We start from the raw sequence: 17,897 nt of genomic DNA, 5'->3' as shown, positions 1-17,897 counted from the left end.
TATTTTTATTTAGAATTTGAATATGAATACGGATACGCATCTTTAGTCGTACCTCTTTGAAAATTTGGAGAATTGCTCATATCAAAATTTAACTCGCCTCCTTTTAATACATCGAAATGTTTAATGAAGTTTTTAGTATAAAGTGAATTATCCCATTTTAATTCATTTACATACCTGTTCGTTTCTGAATTATTAGGTGCATTGATAATAAGCTGTTTTCCGTTTTCAAGCTTTAAAGTCGTTTTCTTAAATAAAGGCGCTCCCAGAACATATTCATCAGTTGCCGGGCAGACAGGATAAAACCCCATTGCAGAGAAAATATACCAGGCAGAAGTCTGTCCGTTGTCTTCATCGCCGCAATAACCATCTGGAGTTGGTTTATACAAACGGTTCATAACTTCTCTTGACCAATATTGTGTTTTCCATGGTTCACCAGCGTAGTTGTACAAATAAATCATGTGCTGGATCGGCTGGTTTCCGTGTGCGTATTGCCCCATATTCATGATCTGCATTTCACGGATTTCATGGATAACCGATCCGTAATAACTATCGTCAAAAATGGGCGGTGTTGTAAAAACTTCGTCTAATTTTGCTGCGAATTTTTTCTCTCCTCCCATTAAATCAATCAGCCCTTGTATATCATGAAACACACTCCAGCTGTAATGCCAGCTGTTGCCTTCTGTAAAAGCATCTCCCCATTTAAACGGATTAAAATCAGCAGGAAAGCTGCCGTCTTTATTTCGTCCGCTCATCAATCCAATGGACGGATTGTAGAGCTTTTTATAATTCAGCATTCGTTTTTCAAGCAGATTGATTTCTTTCTTCGGACGATTCAAAGCTTTTGCCAGTTTCCAAATTGCAAAATCATCATACGCATATTCCAGTGTTCTGGCAGCATTTTCGTTTATCTTAACATCATACGGAATATAACCTAAAGTGTTGTAATACTGTACGCCTTTTCTTCCTACAGCATCCATTGGGCCTTCGTTATTTGCGCCATGCTGCAAAGCTTCGTATAAAATATTGATGTCGTAACCTCGCAGTCCTTTCATATAAGCATCTGAAACTACCGAAGCCGAATTATTCCCAACCATTACATTTCTAAAACCCGGACTTGACCATTCGGGTAAAAAACCTCCTTCTTTGTAATCATTTATTAAACCTTCCTGCATTTCTTTATTTATCGAAGGATAAACCAAATTCAGTAAAGGGTACAAGGCGCGAAAAGTATCCCAAAATCCGGTTCCGGCAAACATATATCCGGGAAGTATTTTTCCATTATACGGACTATAGTGCACAATTTTTCCGTCTTTATCAATTTCATACTGCTTTTGAGGAAAGCAGACTGTACGATATAAACAAGAATAAAAAGTCTTTAACTGATCCGGATTAGTATCTTCAACGATAATTTTTCCTAAAACTTTATTCCATTCCTCTTTAGACTGCAAAACCGTTTCTTCAAAAGTTGACATGCCTAATTCGATTTTCAGGTTCAGTTCTGCCTGTTCATGACTTATAAAAGACGAAGCAATTCTAACATTGACTTTTTCTCCTTTTTTAGTTTCAAATCCAACAACTGCGCCTGTATGAAATCCTTCGGCTTCCAATTTATCTTTGGTTAGATTTTTATCAATCCATGTTGAAGTGGTACTAAACTTTTTATCAAACAGCACTATAAAATAGTTTTTGAAATTTTGAGGAACTCCGCCGCTATTACGGGTAGTATAACCAATAATTTTATTTTCTGACGGAATTATTTTGATATAAGAGCCTTTGTCAAACGCATCGATTACAATTGAAGAATGTTCGTTTTCCGGAAAAGTTATTTGAAAATGTGCGGCTCGTTCTGTTGTTGTAATTTCGGTTGTAACGTCATGATCCGCCAGATAAACACTGTAATAATATGGTTTTGAAATTTCTGCTTTATGACTGAACCAGCTTGCCCGTTCGTCTTCGCCAAAAGTCGTTTTACCGGTAACCGGCATAATAGAAAACTGACCGTAATCATTCATCCACGGCGATGGCTGGTGGGTTTGCTTAAATCCTCTGATTTTTTCAGCTGTGTAGGTATAGGCCCAGCCGTCGCCCATTTTTCCTGTTTGCGGTGTCCAGAAATTCATACCCCAAGGCCTGCAGACTGCTGGATAGGTGTTCCCATTTGAAAGATTATGCACAGACTGCGTTCCCATTAATGGATTTACATATTCTACCGGATCTGTAACTTTTACCTGCGCATTTAGGAAAAAAAAGCTTTGTAATAGTCCTAAAAAAATTAAACTCTTTATTTTCATTCTTGTGAATTGTAAATGGTGAATTGTGAAATGGCTTTATATTATACGTACAAGGTTTTAAAAACCTAGCGTTGCTTAAAAATCTAAAATCAGAAATCTTAAATTATTGAGGTCTATCTTCTTTTTTAACTCCCCAAGTCTTAGATGGTTTGTTTCCCATATATAATTTTAGTTCTCCTCCTTTTACGATCATATCTTGTGTGATGTATGATTTTGTATAAGGTTTTCCGTTGTATACTGCTTTTTGAATATAAATATTTGAAGCGCTGTTATTAACTGCATTTATCGTAAATGAAGCATTTTTTGTATGGTGAATCACTGCAGAATTTACAAGCGGACTTCCTAAAACATAAATTCCGTTTGCAGGATTTACCGAATAAAATCCCATTGAAGATAAAATGTACCAGGCCGACATCTGTCCTAAATCCTCATTACCGCACAATCCGTCAGGTTTTACAGAGTAGAATTTATCGTCGATTTCACGGATTAATTTTGCCGTTTTCCACGGCTGACCTGCAAACGCATATAAATACGGAATATGGTGATTGGGTTCATTTCCGTGAGCATATTGTCCTATCAAACCACTTATATCCGGTGAAACATCTTCTCCTTCAACTTTATCTGTCAATAAGAAAAGTGAATCCAGTTTGGCTAAAAATTTCTCTTCACTTCCAAATAAATCAATTAAACCATACGGATCATGAGGCACGAGCCAGGTGTACTGCCAGGCATTCCCTTCTACATAATCATCTTTACGGTGTGCAGACGAAAGCGGATTAAACGGTGTTCTCCAGTTTCCGTTGGTTAATTTACCTCTCATAAAAGTAGTTTCTTTATCAAAATACAATTTGTATAAATTGGCTCTTTTAGTGAAATATTCGTAATCTTCTTTTTTATTCAATGCCTTTGCCATTAAAGCAATACAATAATCATCTATAGCATATTCCAGCGCATTTCCAACAGATTCCAGAAGTTTATCGGCCGGAATATATTCTAATTTCTGAACATAATCCATTCCTTCTCTTGTCTGCATGGCTGTTTTTTTAACTGCCTCGTAAGCCAGATTAACATCGTAATCGCGGTATCCTTTTAAATACGCATCAGCAATAACGGCTATCGAATGATTTCCGTTCATGGTATTGGTTTCATTTCCCATTAAATGCCAGACCGGAAGCCTGCCTTGCTGCTGGTAAATCGCCAAAAACGATTTTATAATATCATTGATTTTTTCCGGCTGTGTGATGGTGTACAAAGGATGCAGTCCCCTGTAGGTATCCCAAAGCGAAAAAGTGGTATAATTGGTAAAGTTTGATTTTTCATAGACTTTTTTGTCGGTTCCGAGATAATCTCCGTTTACATCGTTAAAAATAGAAGGTGCAAACATTGTGTGATACAATGAAGTATAGAATACTTTCATTGTTTTTTCGTCGGCTTTTATCTGAATTTTATTGAGTTCCTTATTCCATTTTGAGTCGGCTTTTTTTACGATGGCTTCAAAATCCCAATTCGGAATCTCGGCTTTTATATTAGCAGAAGCATTCTCTGAACTTACAGGAGAAATGCCCACTTTTATCAGAATCTGCTTGTTTTTTAATGTTTTGAAGTCTAATATCGCTTTTATTTTCAAACCTTCTGCAGCAGTTCCTTTAACCGTTGCCGTGCTGTCATAAACTGCCATATTTGTTATAGGTTCAGAAAATTCCATTGCAAAATAAATCCGCTGATCTGCTGCCCAGCCTGCTGAATACCGATACCCTTCGATCTTGTTCTCACTGACTTTTTTGATGAATGTTTTTACAGGTCGGTCCCATCCTATTCCATCTGCCAGATCTACCAAAATATGGAAATCATTCGCATCATCAAAAGTATATTTATGAAAACCAACTCTTTCACTTGCCGTCAGCTCAGCCTTTACTTTGTATTTATCTAATAACACGCTGTAATAACCGGGTTTTACTACTTCATTTTCATGCGAAAAATAGGAGCCATAACCATTTACCATATCTTCTTTGGTTCCTTTGGTCAAATCGGTTTTTCCGCTGACAGGAAGCACCAAAATATCATTTAAATCTCCTATTCCGGTACCGCTTAAATGAGTATGTGTAAATCCTAAAATCGTATTACTGGCATAGTTATAACCGCTGCACCAGTCCCAGCCTTCAAAAATATTTACCGGTCCCAACTGCACCGCTCCAAACGGAACATTAGCCCCTACAAAAACATGTCCGTGCCCCGCAGAACCAATTATAGGATCTGCATATTGTGTGTAATTATACAACTCTTTATCCTTTTTTTGAGAAAACACAGTACTGCTGCAAAACAGATTAAAAATTAAAATTCCGCTAAAAATTATTTTATATTTTATCATTTATTATTTTTATTTCATTCTTTTTTATACAAGAATATTTCAACCTTTAAGGAGACGCACTGCAGTGCGTATCTACAGAGAAAACCTTTGTCAATTTATCACTCAGAACCTTAGTATCTTAATAAAGAACTTTGCATAAAAATAAGGAATTTATTGGCAGTTAGAGAAGGAACATTTTGTATTAATCATTCCTTCTCTTTTAAGGCCTAAATCTGTCATTAACTCAAAAAAACTTCAGAAATATTCTCTATATACTGCTCAATTCTTATGATTTTTTTTATTTGATTTTGATTCTTTTCAGCTTTCTGACACAACATGAGATGCTATACTAACTTTTAAAACAACCTCTCTTTTTCAGCAGAAGCGTAATTCTTATGCGAAAAAAAGACATTCTCCTGTTCAGTAAATCTTCGTAGTCAGTATCTTAAAAGTGATTTAAAAATAAGCCGGGCAGGGTTTTACCCGACTTATTTTAACTAACCAATCCAACTTAAAATTTATTTATCCCACCAAATTCTTGTAGTCATAAGATCTAATCCCTGACGCTGAATAGCTTCTCTGATATTTGCAGCGTTTGTAATAAGTTCCGACTGATCGTAAATTAATCTCCTTGGAATTGTTCCCTGAGTTTCACCCGTAGGATCGTTTACCGGAACTAATACCGGATAACCAGTTCTTCTGTATTCTGAAAATGCTTCGAAGCCATTAAATAACAAGAGAATCCATTTTTGACCAATAATCTGTTCAATTTTTTGAGCTTCTGTTCCCGCCGATTTAAACGGATATGTTGTAATATAAGTACTGTATTCTGCAGGCGTAACAGCAGGTACTTTGTCTCCGTAAATCGCCAGAATATTCATCGCGGCTCTCACGCCGTTTTCGTAATAGGTTTGAGCAGATCCGCCAACATTCCAGCCTTTTACAGCTGCTTCTGCCAATAAAAACTGAACTTCGGCATACGACATTATCAGCGTAGGCGCATCATAACGTAATACCGTAGAAGTGTTTGGATCCGAAAACAGTTTTTTATCTCCTCCCGGAAATTCTTTAGCATCATTCGCAAGTCCCTGCTGATTGGCCGGAGTATTGTCTCCTGCTGCTTCTAATTTGGCATAAATTCTTAAACGGGGATCGTTTGTGTTTTTTAGTAAATCGATAAAAGTTTTACTGAATTTGATATTAGATTCTCCTCCGTTTAAATCATTTCGAACCCAGGCAGACGTAATTGGGTTTGTTTTTACTCCCGGAGGCCCTGATTCGTGTCTTAAAACCAAACTGTCATCGTTGGAGGTAAAAACACCTTTTGAATATGCCTTTTCTACATATTCTTTTGCCTTGGCGGGATTAACTTTTGATAAACGCATGGCAACGCGAAGCATCAGTGAATTGGCTAATTTTTTCCATCTTGCCACATCGCTTTGGTAATATAAATCGGCTGCACCTACAAAACCTTTGGCCGGATCGAGCGCAGTTCCTGCTTCATCTAATTCTTTCAGTAAGTCATTGTAAATGGCTTCCTGCGTGTCATATTTGGGAGCAAAAACACCTCCGTTATATCCTTTTCCGGCTTCAAAATATGGAACATCTCCATACGTATCTGTCAGCTTCTGAAACAGAAAGACTTTCATGATTCTGCAGGCCTGAATCATATTTGAATTTTCAGGAGCATCTGGAATAACCGACATCAGCTGAAAAATCTGATTTAGCCCTTTTCCGTATGTTTCTCCAAAAAGAGCCGCAGAATATTCAGATGAATAGGTGTATTTAGAACCCGCTCCGCTTAACGAAGAAAAGTGCTGTACAATCTGCGCCGCGTAAATATTATTTCCTCTGGTATTCGAATAATCCTGACCGTCAACATAAATTTCTGCCAGTGTAAACATCGATTTAATCGAAGGATCAGTCAAAGCATTTGGATTCTTATTCATTTCTTCGAATCCTTTGTCGCAGGAAGTGAATGCCAAAACACCGGCAATCGCTGCGCAAACTATTTTTATATATCTATTTTTCATTTTATCAGGTATTAGAATTTAACGTTAAGAGTTAAACCATAGTTTCTTGTCAAAGGCATTGAAGCTCTCTCCATACCCTGTGCATTGCTGTTAGAATAATTTGATTCAGGGTCTATGTTTGGCACTTTATCATAAATAGTCCATACATTATGAGCAGAAAATGCTAAACTAACCGATTGAAAAGGTGTTTTCTTTAAGTAATCTTTTGGAAAATTGTAAGCAAAAGAAATCGCTCTAAGCTTTACAAAATCGGCATCGTATACAAAGTTTGACGTTACATCGCTGTAACTTCTCCAGTAATCGTAAGCAGAAACAGTAGTATTAACCGGATTTCCGTTTACATCTACTCCTGATACGGCAATACCGGTTTCACGACCCGGAAGCGTGATTTCAGACAATCCGTAACGTGTTCCTAACTGGTTTGTAGCCGAATAGATTTCCCCTCCAAATTTCGCATCAACAAATACCGAAAGCGTAAAGTTTTTATATGAAAAATCATTTGAAAGCCCCATAGATGTCGGCGCAACACCTTGTCCGGCAATAATTAAATCTCCTCTCAGGAAACGTCCGTCTGTATCCAGAACAATATTTCCCTGAGCATCTCTTAAATAATCATACGCTTTGATAACTCCAAAAGGCTGTCCTTTTTCTAAAACTACAGAAGCTCTACCGTCTCTGTTTCCTTCTAATGATTTGGTTGTGATTTTATCCGAAAGATTAAGAACCTCACTGTCATTATAAGCAAAATTATATCCTACGCTCCATGAGAAACTAGGCGTTTTGATTGCTTTTACATTTATAGCAAACTCAACTCCTTTGTTTAGGATTTCACCCACGTTAATTTTTGTCGTTTTATATCCGGAAGACTGAGAAACATCAGCATCTGTAATATCATTCGTTGTTTTTTTGCTGTAGAAAGTCAAATCTGTGCTTACTCTGTTATTGAAAAATGTGTTTTCAAAACCAAATTCAATTGTACTTACATTATACGGTTTCAGAAACTTATTCGGAATCGTCTCTCCATTCACGCCTAAAATTGGCTGCCCTAATGAATCTGTCTGCCCATCAGGTATAATATAAGTTAATGCGAGAGCATAAGCTTCTGGCAATGCACCACCTACATTACCCCATCCTGCTCTAATTTTTCCGTACGATATCCATTCCGGCATTTTGATCACTTCAGAATAAATAAAACTTGAACTTACAGAAGGATAAAAAGTACTGTTATCATTTATATATAAAGTTGAGAACCAGTCTTCACGTCCCGTTACACTTAAAAACAAGAAGTCTTTATAAGCTAAATCTGCCGAATAAAAAAGAGAGTTTACTTCGCTTTTAGAAAACAATTTTTCTGTTTTTTCAGGCTGTGTATTCGCGTAAAAATATTCAAACGGAACAATAAAATTGTTTCCTCTCATCTTGATACCACTGTATCGGTTATCCTGACGGTTAGCACCTACAAAAGCATCGAGTGAAAGATTTTTAACAATGTCACCTTTATAACCTAAATATCCCGAAGCATTAAATTCTGAACGGTTTTCGACCCTGTTTTCAAAAACCCCGCCCGGACTGTAATTGATTCCTGTAGGCTCAATCTCTGTATATTCGTAATTAATATCGTCAATACCCACTACTGCCTTGGCGTAAATTTTATCTGTAATATTGTATGTTACTTTTGCCGAACCAATAAAGCGTTTTCTAAGATCATCATTTAAAGGCGAAGCAACTGCAAAGTATGGGTTTGTATGATAGACGTTTGCCCCCAGAAAATCATTTTCGCCTCCATTGGCATCATACGGATTACTTAACCATCTAATATCTGTTCCCGGACTCATGAAAGTAGTAGGAAAAGAAGGATTTCTTGGCGAATCATTCAAATACGGTCTGTTATGGCTTTTCTCGGTAATATACTGAGCGTTGCTTTCTATATTAATTCTTTTATTTGGTGCCGAATTTAAACTCAAAGCCACATTGTTTCTTTTGAAAGTCGTTTCAGGCATTATCGATTCATCTTTAGTATTTCCAAAAGACAATCTGAAATTGGTGCTTTCATTTCCTCCCGAAATAGCTAAAGTATTACTGAAAGAATAGCCGGTTCTGTAGAAATTTTCGACATTATTTTGTCCATAAGCTTTATACGGTCTTGTAGACCCGTCGATTGCCAGAGAGTTTGTTCCGTCGTACTTATCACCCCATGCAAAATAGTACGAATCCCTAAGTTCCTGCAAATTGGTAAATCTTGTTGGAACACCGCTTGCATTTGGTGCTCCCGTTCCGTATTGATCCTGCCATCTCAACAAACTTACCGGAGTATTAAACGATGAGTTTGTGCTAAAATCCACACCAATTCCGGTACCGCTTTTTCCTTTTTTTGTGGTAATTAAAATAACACCATTTGATCCTCTATACCCGTAAAGAGCAGAAGCGGCACTACCTTTTAAAACCGACATAGTAGCAATATCATCCGGGTTAAAAGACGACATTCCGTCTCCTTTATCCGCCCCGCCCCACATTCCGGCATTACCCTGCTGGCTGTTGTCGATTGGAATTCCGTCTACCACATACAAAGGCTGGTTAAGTCCCGAAGCCGAAGTAGCACCACGAATAACAACACGGCTCGAACCAGATGGTCCTGTAACCGGAGCCGAAACATTTACTCCGGCAATTTTGCCCTGCAGCGCATTTCCCAGATTAATTTCTTTATTCTTTGTCAGCTCTTCGCCTTTTAATTCACCAACGGCATATCCTAAACTTTTCTTTTGTTTTTTAACTCCAAATGAAGTTACGACCACATCTTTCAATTCCTGTGTACTTTCGGCTAATACAATTGTAATTTTGGCTTCATTTTCCTGAAGAACAACTGTTTTAGTCTGATATCCCATCGATGAAACATTCAGGGTCACTTTTCCCTCCGGAACATTCATTTTAAATCTTCCTTCGGTATCTGTAATGGCACTAAACGGTTTTCCTTGTACCTCTACTGATGCGGCAACAACTCCCTTGTTCTCTGCATCTGCTACAACGCCTGTTATTAATCGGTTTTGCGCGGCGGCTCCTAAGCTGCTCAGCAACACCATTCCTAACACTGCTAATATTCGTTTCATAAGCATTCTTTTTGGTTATTTGTCTTGATTTTTGTTTGTTAATGTTTGTTGTTTGATTTTTTAATAGTTAATAAAAATTTGGGCTCGATATAATCACAGAAAGCCTTGCTCATAAGTTCCGGGAACTATGAGAAAATGGTTTACACCTCAGTCTTTCCTGATGAATACTCTAAAAAATGCTGATTGAAATACTAGTTAAAACAAGACAAAGCGATACTAAATCGTTTTAGTTAAACGAGTAAAAAAAAGCTTTATGCTCTTTATCCTTTCCTAAATTTTAAACTAATTTCTGTATGACTTATACAGACTCTCTTACAATCAATGTTCCTGTTTTAAGAACTTTTTCTACTTTAAAATCACTAAAATTTGTCATCTGACTCATTAGTAATTGTATGGATTTAATGGCAATCTCTTCTATTGGCTGTGCAATAACCGAGATTGTGGGCGTATGCAGTTTGAAGCTGTCATGATCATCAAAACTAATCACTGCAATATCGTCTGGGATCTTATAATTAAGGCGCCTGAAAGCCTGAAGTCCGGCAAGTCCTAAATAGTTGGCCAAAAAAAGGACTGCATCAATCATCGGGTTTTCTTTAAAAAAATGTACAATCGATTCGGTACGGTTTTGTTCGTTTATCTGGTAATCTAAATGCAGTATATGATTTTCGTTAAAAATTCCTTCTTCTTTTAAAGCATCAGAATACCCTTTTTCGCGCAGTTTCATCTGGACCATTCCGGATTTATTGTTTACAACTGCAATATTCCTGAATCCTTTGCCGATCAAAAATTTAACCGCCGAATGCGATGCTTCGTAATTGTCCATCACAACATGACTTACTTTTTGATTTGCAAAATACCTGTCGATTAAAACAACTGGTTTCTGCAATTTTAAAAGATGGCTGATGGTTTTCTCTAAGTTTTTAGTCGGTGTTATAATGAAACCTTCAACATTTGCCTGCAAAAGACTCTGAATCAATTCTTCTGATCTGTTGTTATCATCACCTGTACTGCAGTAAAAAACTCTGTAATCGATATTCTTTGCTTCATCTTCAATCACTCTTGCCAAATCTGCAAAAAACTGATTGGATATATCTTCAACAATCAACCCGATTGATCTCGTTTTTCCGGTTCGCAGACTGCTGGCAATCATGCTGGGTTTATATTGAAGTTTTTGAGCCACATTCTGTACCTTTTTGATTACAGCAGGACTTATTGCCATTTTTTCGCCTTTTCCATTGATAACAAAAGACACGGTAGATATAGAAACCTGAGCCTGTTTGGCAATATCTCTAATTGTAATCTTTTTCATCTGGCATGTAATTTATTAGTGGAAATTTTATTACATCACAAATATATGTAAACGAAACTTACAAAAACGTTTTAGTAAAATTTTATTTTAATAAATTATTAAATTATTGCTAAAATAAAACAGAATTATCATCAAATACCATATTTTACAATGTTATTGTCATTTTGACTTTTTATAACAAATTTTTCTTTTCAAAAGATATTTTATCGAATTTCAAACTAAATAATACAGATTCTCTAATAAAATTTTCAAGAAAAAAGAGACAAAAAAAATGCCTGAGAATCAAAATGATTTCAGGCATTTTTTTAATTCCAATTTTCAAGTTCTACAATCTAAATTCTACAATCTAAATTCTACAATCTAAAATCTAGAATCTACAATCAAATCACTCCCATCTTCTGCATCAGAAAAGTGGCACTTTTATTTTTACAGATTCCTTGTCTTAGCTTGTAATCAAAATGCAGATCATTATTCTGAATTTCCACTTCGAAACATTGATTGGTTAAAATATCCAGATATTCGTTTGTAGTCAGACAGACTTCAATATCATGCGTTGCAATGGCTCCAATGGCTTTTTTACCAATGATTTTTTTCACAACTTCAATTGTACCGTTTCGTTTATCATCAGAATTTGTTCCTCTTAAAATTTCATCTAAAAGAACAAAAGCCGGGCGTTCTTCGAGAGCATCCATAATTTGTTTTAAACGTTTAATTTCGGCAAAGAAATACGATTCACTATCAGCTAAAGAATCAGACAAACGCATTGAAACTAATACTGGAAGTGGGTGCATTTTAGCTTCTGAAGCACAAATAACTGATCCAATACCTCCCAAAACCATATTGATTCCTAAACTTCTTAAAAAAGTACTTTTTCCGGACATATTAGAGCCGGTTAAAATCATGAACGACTGAGGGCAAAAAACAACGTCATTCCCTACCCGCCCATTCGGATTTAATAACGGATGACCTAAATCTTTAAACTCTATTTTATAATCAGAATTAATTTCCGGAAAAACAAAACCGGGATTATTATAAGCCAGGTTGGCAAGACTGTTTAAAGCTTCAAATTCGCCAATAATATTGATCCATTTTTCCAGTTCTTCAGAATAATCTTCTTTCCATTTTAAAAGCGCTCTCAAAACGTGAAGATTAAATAAAAATGATCCGTTAAAAACAATCGCCGTAACAAAGTTGTTAATCGTATCCATTCTCGAAAATAACTCGGATAACTGTTTTAAATGCGAACTGGCGAATGCATTTTTAGAAACCAGCTGTTCTTTTAATTCGTTTAATTTTTTAGATTCAAATTTCTCCGATTCAATTTTCTGAACCAAAAGGCTGTATTGTTTTATAATCTTATCGACATTATCTGCTTTTGCTATTTCGGACTTAATTCGTTTTAACGATTGTCCCAGAATAATCAGATTGGCTATAAAAACATAACTCAGGTACGATAAAAGAATAGGTTTTGAAGTAATAAAATAAGCTGTCAAAAAGCCAAAAAATACCGCTGGCATTATAATTGACAATGCAGCTAAAACTTTAGATAAAGAATTATTTTGAGATGATTTCCAGAACAATATTGAATCATAAGCCTGCTTCGTGTCAGTACTGACAATTGCCAAAGACTGAAAATCCTGACGCCAGTCTATTTTTGCAGAAAGTTCCTTTATGGCTTCCTGATTTTTAAGAATCGTTTCGTTAGAAAACTGATTCAATAGCTTAAACGCTAATGTTTTTTTGCCAATAAAAGTTGCTGTTCTGTTTAAATTCTGGAAAAGCGAATGTTCACCAAAAATATCCAGATCGTAAGCATACGGATGATGAAAATCGTTGAATTCGATTCCGTTTTCAAAAGAAAGTTTTTCTCTTTTCAAGTATGAAATCTCATCTTCATTAATTTTCAGAATGGCTTTGGTCAGCTCTTTTTTAAAAGATAAAGCTGAATGAACCCTCATTAAAAAAAGAAAACCAACAAAAGACAGAAAAGCAAAGCCGGCGTAAAGAGTTTCATTGGTTTTGATGTAATAATACACCATTAACAAACAAAGAAATATGCTTAAAAGCCTTAAAATACTTATGCTGTTGTATCTTTTGTTGATTGCTGTATAAACTTTTGAATAATGCTCAACTTTACTTTTGTATGCGTCCATTTTATTAATTTAATGAAATACAAATATAAGTTTTACACTTTCAAAAAAGCACATTATTTTTCATGCATCACCAAAACGGGAACAGAAACTTCTTTTGTGATTTTTTTACTGAAACTTGAATCAAAAAGACCTTCCAGGAATGATCGTTTATGGGTAATCGTGGTTAAAATGTCAATATCTTTGTAAAGTATAAAATCCAGAATGGTTTCTTTAACTTCATTGCTTGGCAGAACCAGAAATTCTACATTTTCATTTTCAAACTCTTTTTCCCACTCTTTAATTGTCGCATCAGAAACATCAGTATCAGAGGATTTTACATATAAACTTTTTACTTTGGCATCTGTCTTTTTAGCGATTTTTAAAATTTTACGAAGCACCTCTTTATCTTTATCGCGGTATCGTGTTGTAAAACCAATTGTTTTTACTCGTTTGTACGGAGCATCAATGGGAACGCAGAGAACCGGTACATTTACCTCAGATATTACAGAGTTTGTATTAGATCCTGTAAAGAATTTGGTCCAGTCAGAAGCTCCTGTTGTACCCATAATTACAAAATCAATCTGATCTTCTTCTACGGCATTTCTCAGGTTGTAAATTAAATCACCATCCATCAAACGGTGTTTTATTACAATTTCTTCGAGATTTCTCTCGGCTGCAATAGCACGAAGTTTTGGAATTTCATCTTTAAACATTTCAAATTTAGCCAGTTCGATTGAACTGTAAATTGAAGCATAATTCTCAGGGAAAAACTGACTATCATAAACCGGAATCTCAAATGTATGAAGTAAAACCAGTTCGGCTTTGACAATTTTTGCAAATTCTAATGCATGAACAAACGCATTTGTTGCTGCTTCAGAAAAATCTGTTGGGAATAGTATTCTTTTCATTTTATTTCAGATTATAGGTTGTTACTCAAATTTAATCATTATCGATGCAAACTGACGTGACAATTATCAGGAATTTAACAATTAATGATTTTCTAATAAAGTTAAGGAATATTCTGAAATTTACCTGCATTTCCTGACTTTAGAACTTTATTCCTTTTTCATACCTTTGCAAAATGATAAATCAAGATTCTATAGTTGCATTGGCCACACCCTCCGGAGCGGGTGCCATTGCCATAATCCGTATTTCGGGAGCTGAGGCAATTTCTATTGGAAATTCGGTTTTTAAATCCATAAAAAACAAGGATTTAACCAAACAAAAAACGCATACGCTTCATTTAGGACATATTATAGATAACGAGAAGACACTCGATGAAGTTTTAGTTTCTGTTTTTAAAGGTCCTAATTCGTATACAGGCGAAGATACTATCGAAATTTCCTGCCACGGTTCAACCTATATCCAGCAGCAAATTATTCAGCTATTACTGAGAAAAGGCTGCCGAATGGCCGATGCGGGAGAATTTACTTTACGAGCTTTTTTAAACGGAAAACTCGATTTATCGCAGGCAGAAGCTGTTGCCGATTTAATTTCGTCTGACAACGAAGCATCGCACCAAATTGCCATGCAGCAAATGCGCGGCGGGTTTAGTAACGAAATTGCAAAACTGCGTGAAGAACTTTTAAATTTTGCTTCTCTAATCGAACTTGAACTGGATTTTGCAGAGGAAGATGTTGAATTTGCAGACCGAACCCAGTTTCACGAATTATTAAACCGAATAGAATTTGTCTTAAAACGTCTGATCGATTCTTTTGCTGTTGGAAACGTAATTAAAAACGGAATTCCGGTAGCGATTGTCGGTGAGCCAAATGTTGGTAAATCAACATTATTGAATGCTTTACTTAATGAAGAACGTGCAATTGTATCTGACATTGCAGGAACAACCCGCGATACGATTGAAGACGAACTGGTAATTGGCGGCGTAGGCTTCCGATTCATCGATACTGCCGGAATCCGGGAAACAAAAGATGTTGTAGAAAGCATCGGAATTAAAAAAACTTTCGAAAAAATTGATCAGGCACAGGTTGTCATTTATTTATTTGACGGTTTAAAATTTAAAGCATCAAGTTCTGAATTTGTTTCGGAAATCGAACAAATTAAAAACAAATATCCGCTAAAACCTTTATTGATTGTGGTAAACAAAAAAGATCTTTTATCTCAAGATGAAGTTCAGAATATCACTCTTAATCTTGAAAATATAAACGCAAAACTTTTATTAATTTCAGCTAAGCAAAAAATCGGAGTTGACGAATTGAAGAACGAACTGCTTTCGTTTGTAAACACCGGAGCGTTAAGAAATAATGAAACAATAGTAACTAATACAAGACATTACGATTCTTTACTAAAAGCACTGGATGAAATACAAAAAGTTAAATTTGGTCTCGAAACCAATCTTTCAAGTGACTTAATTGCTCTCGATATTAAAGAAGCTTTGTATCAGTTTGGACTTATTACAGGTCAGGTTTCAAACGATGAATTACTGGGGAATATTTTTGCTAATTTCTGCATCGGCAAGTAGAGAGTCAAAATAACACAAAAATAAAAAACAGCAGTAAACACGAGCTTACTGCTGTCTAAATTTGTATTTTCAAGTCACTATTTCATTACCAAATCTTATAAGGGATTAGATCAGTTCCATCCCGCCGCCAACGTGTAAAACTGTCCCGTGAACATAACTGGCGTCATCGGAACTTAAGAACAAAGTTCCCTGCGCAACTTCTCTTGCTTCGCCTAAGCGTCCAACAAGACTCATTTGAGGAAGAATATCCTCTTCAGTCAATCCCTGACTTTTTAAGGCTGCTGCAAGCATTGGAGTTCTAATTGCTCCTGGCGCTACAGAATTAATTCTAACTCCTTTTACACCATATTCAAACGCCGCGGCTTTGGTTAATCCCTCGATACCGTGTTTGAAAGCTTGATATGCCGGATTTCCTGAAGTGGGTTTAAAGGCATTTATTGAAGAAATATTAACAATTGATCCCCCATTTCCCTGTGCCATAAATTGTTGGAGTTCGTATTTTATGCAGAGTGCCGTCCCTTTTAAATCAACCGCTTGAAGACGGTCAAAATATTCTTCATCCAGATCCTCAAACAGATTATTATCTGGTTTTAGCGCAGCATTGTTCACAGCGCAATCCAGCCTGCCATAAGTATCAACAGTAAATTTCACCATTGCCTCCACTAGCTTTGCATCTGAAATGTCAACTTTGAAGAAAGCTGCCTGGCCGCCTCTTGCTCTGATCTGTTCAACAACATTGTTTCCCTCCTCTTCATTAAAATCAGCAACAATAACTTTTGCCCCTTCCTCTGCAAACAGTTCAGCAGTTGCTTTTCCCATTCCCATTGCCGCCCCTGTGATGAGCGCTACTTTTTCTTTAAGTCTGTCCATTTTGTATTCTATTAAAATTTGTAATCTGTCGTATTAGCAGCAAACCGCTTTAAGATTTTTCGACCATTAAGATTTTAAGGAAACTGAGGATCTATGCCGATAATGCGCATTCTGCAGCTGCCGGAAATTCCCAATCCCCTTAAAAATTAACTTACGCAAAGTTCTGCAGCTAATCCTGTTCTTAGTTCTTTCATGTAAATATACAACCTATTAAAATGCTGTTTTTGACAAAAAAAGTGTTTAATTTGACAAAAAAAATATAGTATGCGCCGCAATATCCCTAATTTAGCGATTGATGAAATTACATTAGGAGAAAATATAAAATGGGACACCAGAGATTATTACGCGTCCAATGATCCCGTCCACAACATTTTGCGGTATTTTCCCGTCCGTCAGGATTTTTATATGATTTCACTATGCACGTCGGGCACTGTTAGAGTGCGGCTGAATGGCGGGGAAGTCTGCATTGAAGCAGGCACTTTATCAACATTTACACCCGCAACAATAATAGAGGTGCTTGAAATATCTGAAGACTATGGATGCCATTTGGTAATTTTCATGAAAAGCTTTCTCATCGAGACGCTCAACAACATCTATTTTATAGAGAAATTTCATTTTCTAAACAACAACGGCCTATTTAATCTAAAATTAGAAAAAGAAGTTTCTGCCGCACTTTTGGCCCACATTGCAGGCATAATAGCCCGACAGAAAGATAAGAAGCATCCTTTCAGGAGAGACATTATCAGAAATCAGATCATAATATTGCTGTATGAAGCTGAGAATAGTCTTAAAACAAAGACTGCAGATCATGATATCGGCTATAATTACGGAAAGAATAAGATCGTATCGGATTTCCAGCAGTTGCTGGCTCAAAATTTTTTCACCCAACGCAAAGTTGGATTTTATTCCAAGCGGCTCAACGTAACGACCCAAAGCTTAACCAATTCGTTGAAGCTGCTTACTGGGAAAAGCGCTAAAGAACAGATCGAAGATATGGTAATTTCACAGGCTAAAGTGCTTTTAAAATCAGGAAAATACAATGTGTCGGAAATTGCTTCACAGCTTTCCTATAATAACCTGGAAGAATTCAGCAGATTTTTCAAAAAAAAGACTGGTATCACAGCCCTCAAGTTTTCAAAAAGCCAAACCTAGCCAAATAAGTCCTTGAACAAAATAAGATCCTATTATTTTGCAATTTCTATTGCTGCATATTTTTTGAATAAGTATGTTTCAGAAAAAACTTCTTTTCATTAAAGCGCATAAAACTTCCTTATTTATAAAACTACGGCAGAATCATGGGACATGGTGCTTTTTAAAACAAGAAATCCG

General features: G+C 36.1%; 10 protein-coding genes. 2 read left to right on the top strand and 8 right to left on the bottom strand.

The genetic code is table 11. The features are described 5' to 3' along the window. Window positions 1-5 precede the first annotated feature (5 nt). The 7 genes from OZP11_RS00765 to OZP11_RS00735 form a co-directional block, all read right to left on the bottom strand. Window positions 6-2,291, bottom strand: a complete 2,286-nt coding sequence (locus OZP11_RS00765; RefSeq protein ID WP_281233339.1) for a GH92 family glycosyl hydrolase — start codon at window positions 2,289-2,291, stop codon at window positions 6-8. A gap of 103 nt (window positions 2,292-2,394) precedes the next feature. Continuing rightward, window positions 2,395-4,659, bottom strand: coding sequence for a GH92 family glycosyl hydrolase (locus OZP11_RS00760; protein ID WP_281233338.1), 2,265 nt, complete (start codon window positions 4,657-4,659; stop codon window positions 2,395-2,397). A 497-nt stretch (window positions 4,660-5,156) separates the two neighbouring features. Further along, window positions 5,157-6,671 (bottom strand): SusD/RagB family nutrient-binding outer membrane lipoprotein, encoded by a 1,515-nt coding sequence (locus tag OZP11_RS00755; RefSeq protein WP_281233337.1) that lies wholly within the window; start codon window positions 6,669-6,671, stop codon window positions 5,157-5,159. An 11-nt stretch (window positions 6,672-6,682) separates the two neighbouring features. Then, window positions 6,683-9,775, bottom strand: coding sequence for a SusC/RagA family TonB-linked outer membrane protein (locus OZP11_RS00750; RefSeq protein WP_281233336.1), 3,093 nt, complete (start codon window positions 9,773-9,775; stop codon window positions 6,683-6,685). Window positions 9,776-10,073: 298 nt separating this feature from the next. Next, entirely contained in the window at window positions 10,074-11,084 is a 1,011-nt protein-coding gene (locus OZP11_RS00745) for a LacI family DNA-binding transcriptional regulator (RefSeq protein WP_281233335.1), read from the bottom strand. A gap of 380 nt (window positions 11,085-11,464) precedes the next feature. Further along, window positions 11,465-13,237 (bottom strand): MutS-related protein, encoded by a 1,773-nt coding sequence (locus OZP11_RS00740; RefSeq protein ID WP_281233334.1) that lies wholly within the window; start codon window positions 13,235-13,237, stop codon window positions 11,465-11,467. A 53-nt stretch (window positions 13,238-13,290) separates the two neighbouring features. Continuing rightward, a complete protein-coding gene (locus OZP11_RS00735; RefSeq protein ID WP_281233333.1) occupies window positions 13,291-14,124 on the bottom strand; it encodes a universal stress protein in 834 nt (277 codons plus the stop codon). A 173-nt stretch (window positions 14,125-14,297) separates the two neighbouring features. Between OZP11_RS00735 and mnmE the strand changes: the two genes are divergently transcribed. Then, complete coding sequence (gene mnmE, locus OZP11_RS00730; protein WP_281233332.1) at window positions 14,298-15,698, top strand: tRNA uridine-5-carboxymethylaminomethyl(34) synthesis GTPase MnmE; 1,401 nt, start codon at window positions 14,298-14,300, stop codon at window positions 15,696-15,698. 105 nt (window positions 15,699-15,803) lie between these two features. Here the strand turns inward: mnmE and OZP11_RS00725 are convergent, their stop codons facing one another. Next, window positions 15,804-16,568, bottom strand: coding sequence for an SDR family NAD(P)-dependent oxidoreductase (locus OZP11_RS00725; protein ID WP_281233331.1), 765 nt, complete (start codon window positions 16,566-16,568; stop codon window positions 15,804-15,806). Between the two features lie 264 nt (window positions 16,569-16,832). Here OZP11_RS00725 and OZP11_RS00720 point away from each other — a divergent pair, with 264 nt between their 5' ends. Continuing rightward, on the top strand, window positions 16,833-17,720 hold the full coding sequence (locus tag OZP11_RS00720) for an AraC family transcriptional regulator (protein ID WP_281233330.1): 888 nt from the start codon (window positions 16,833-16,835) through the stop codon (window positions 17,718-17,720). Window positions 17,721-17,897: the final 177 nt, after the last annotated feature.

It is taken from the genome of Flavobacterium gelatinilyticum (assembly GCF_027111295.1).
Taxonomy (GTDB): domain Bacteria; phylum Bacteroidota; class Bacteroidia; order Flavobacteriales; family Flavobacteriaceae; genus Flavobacterium; species Flavobacterium gelatinilyticum.
Note: the sequence above shows the minus strand (reverse complement) of the source record. Positions and strands in the feature narration are given on the sequence as shown.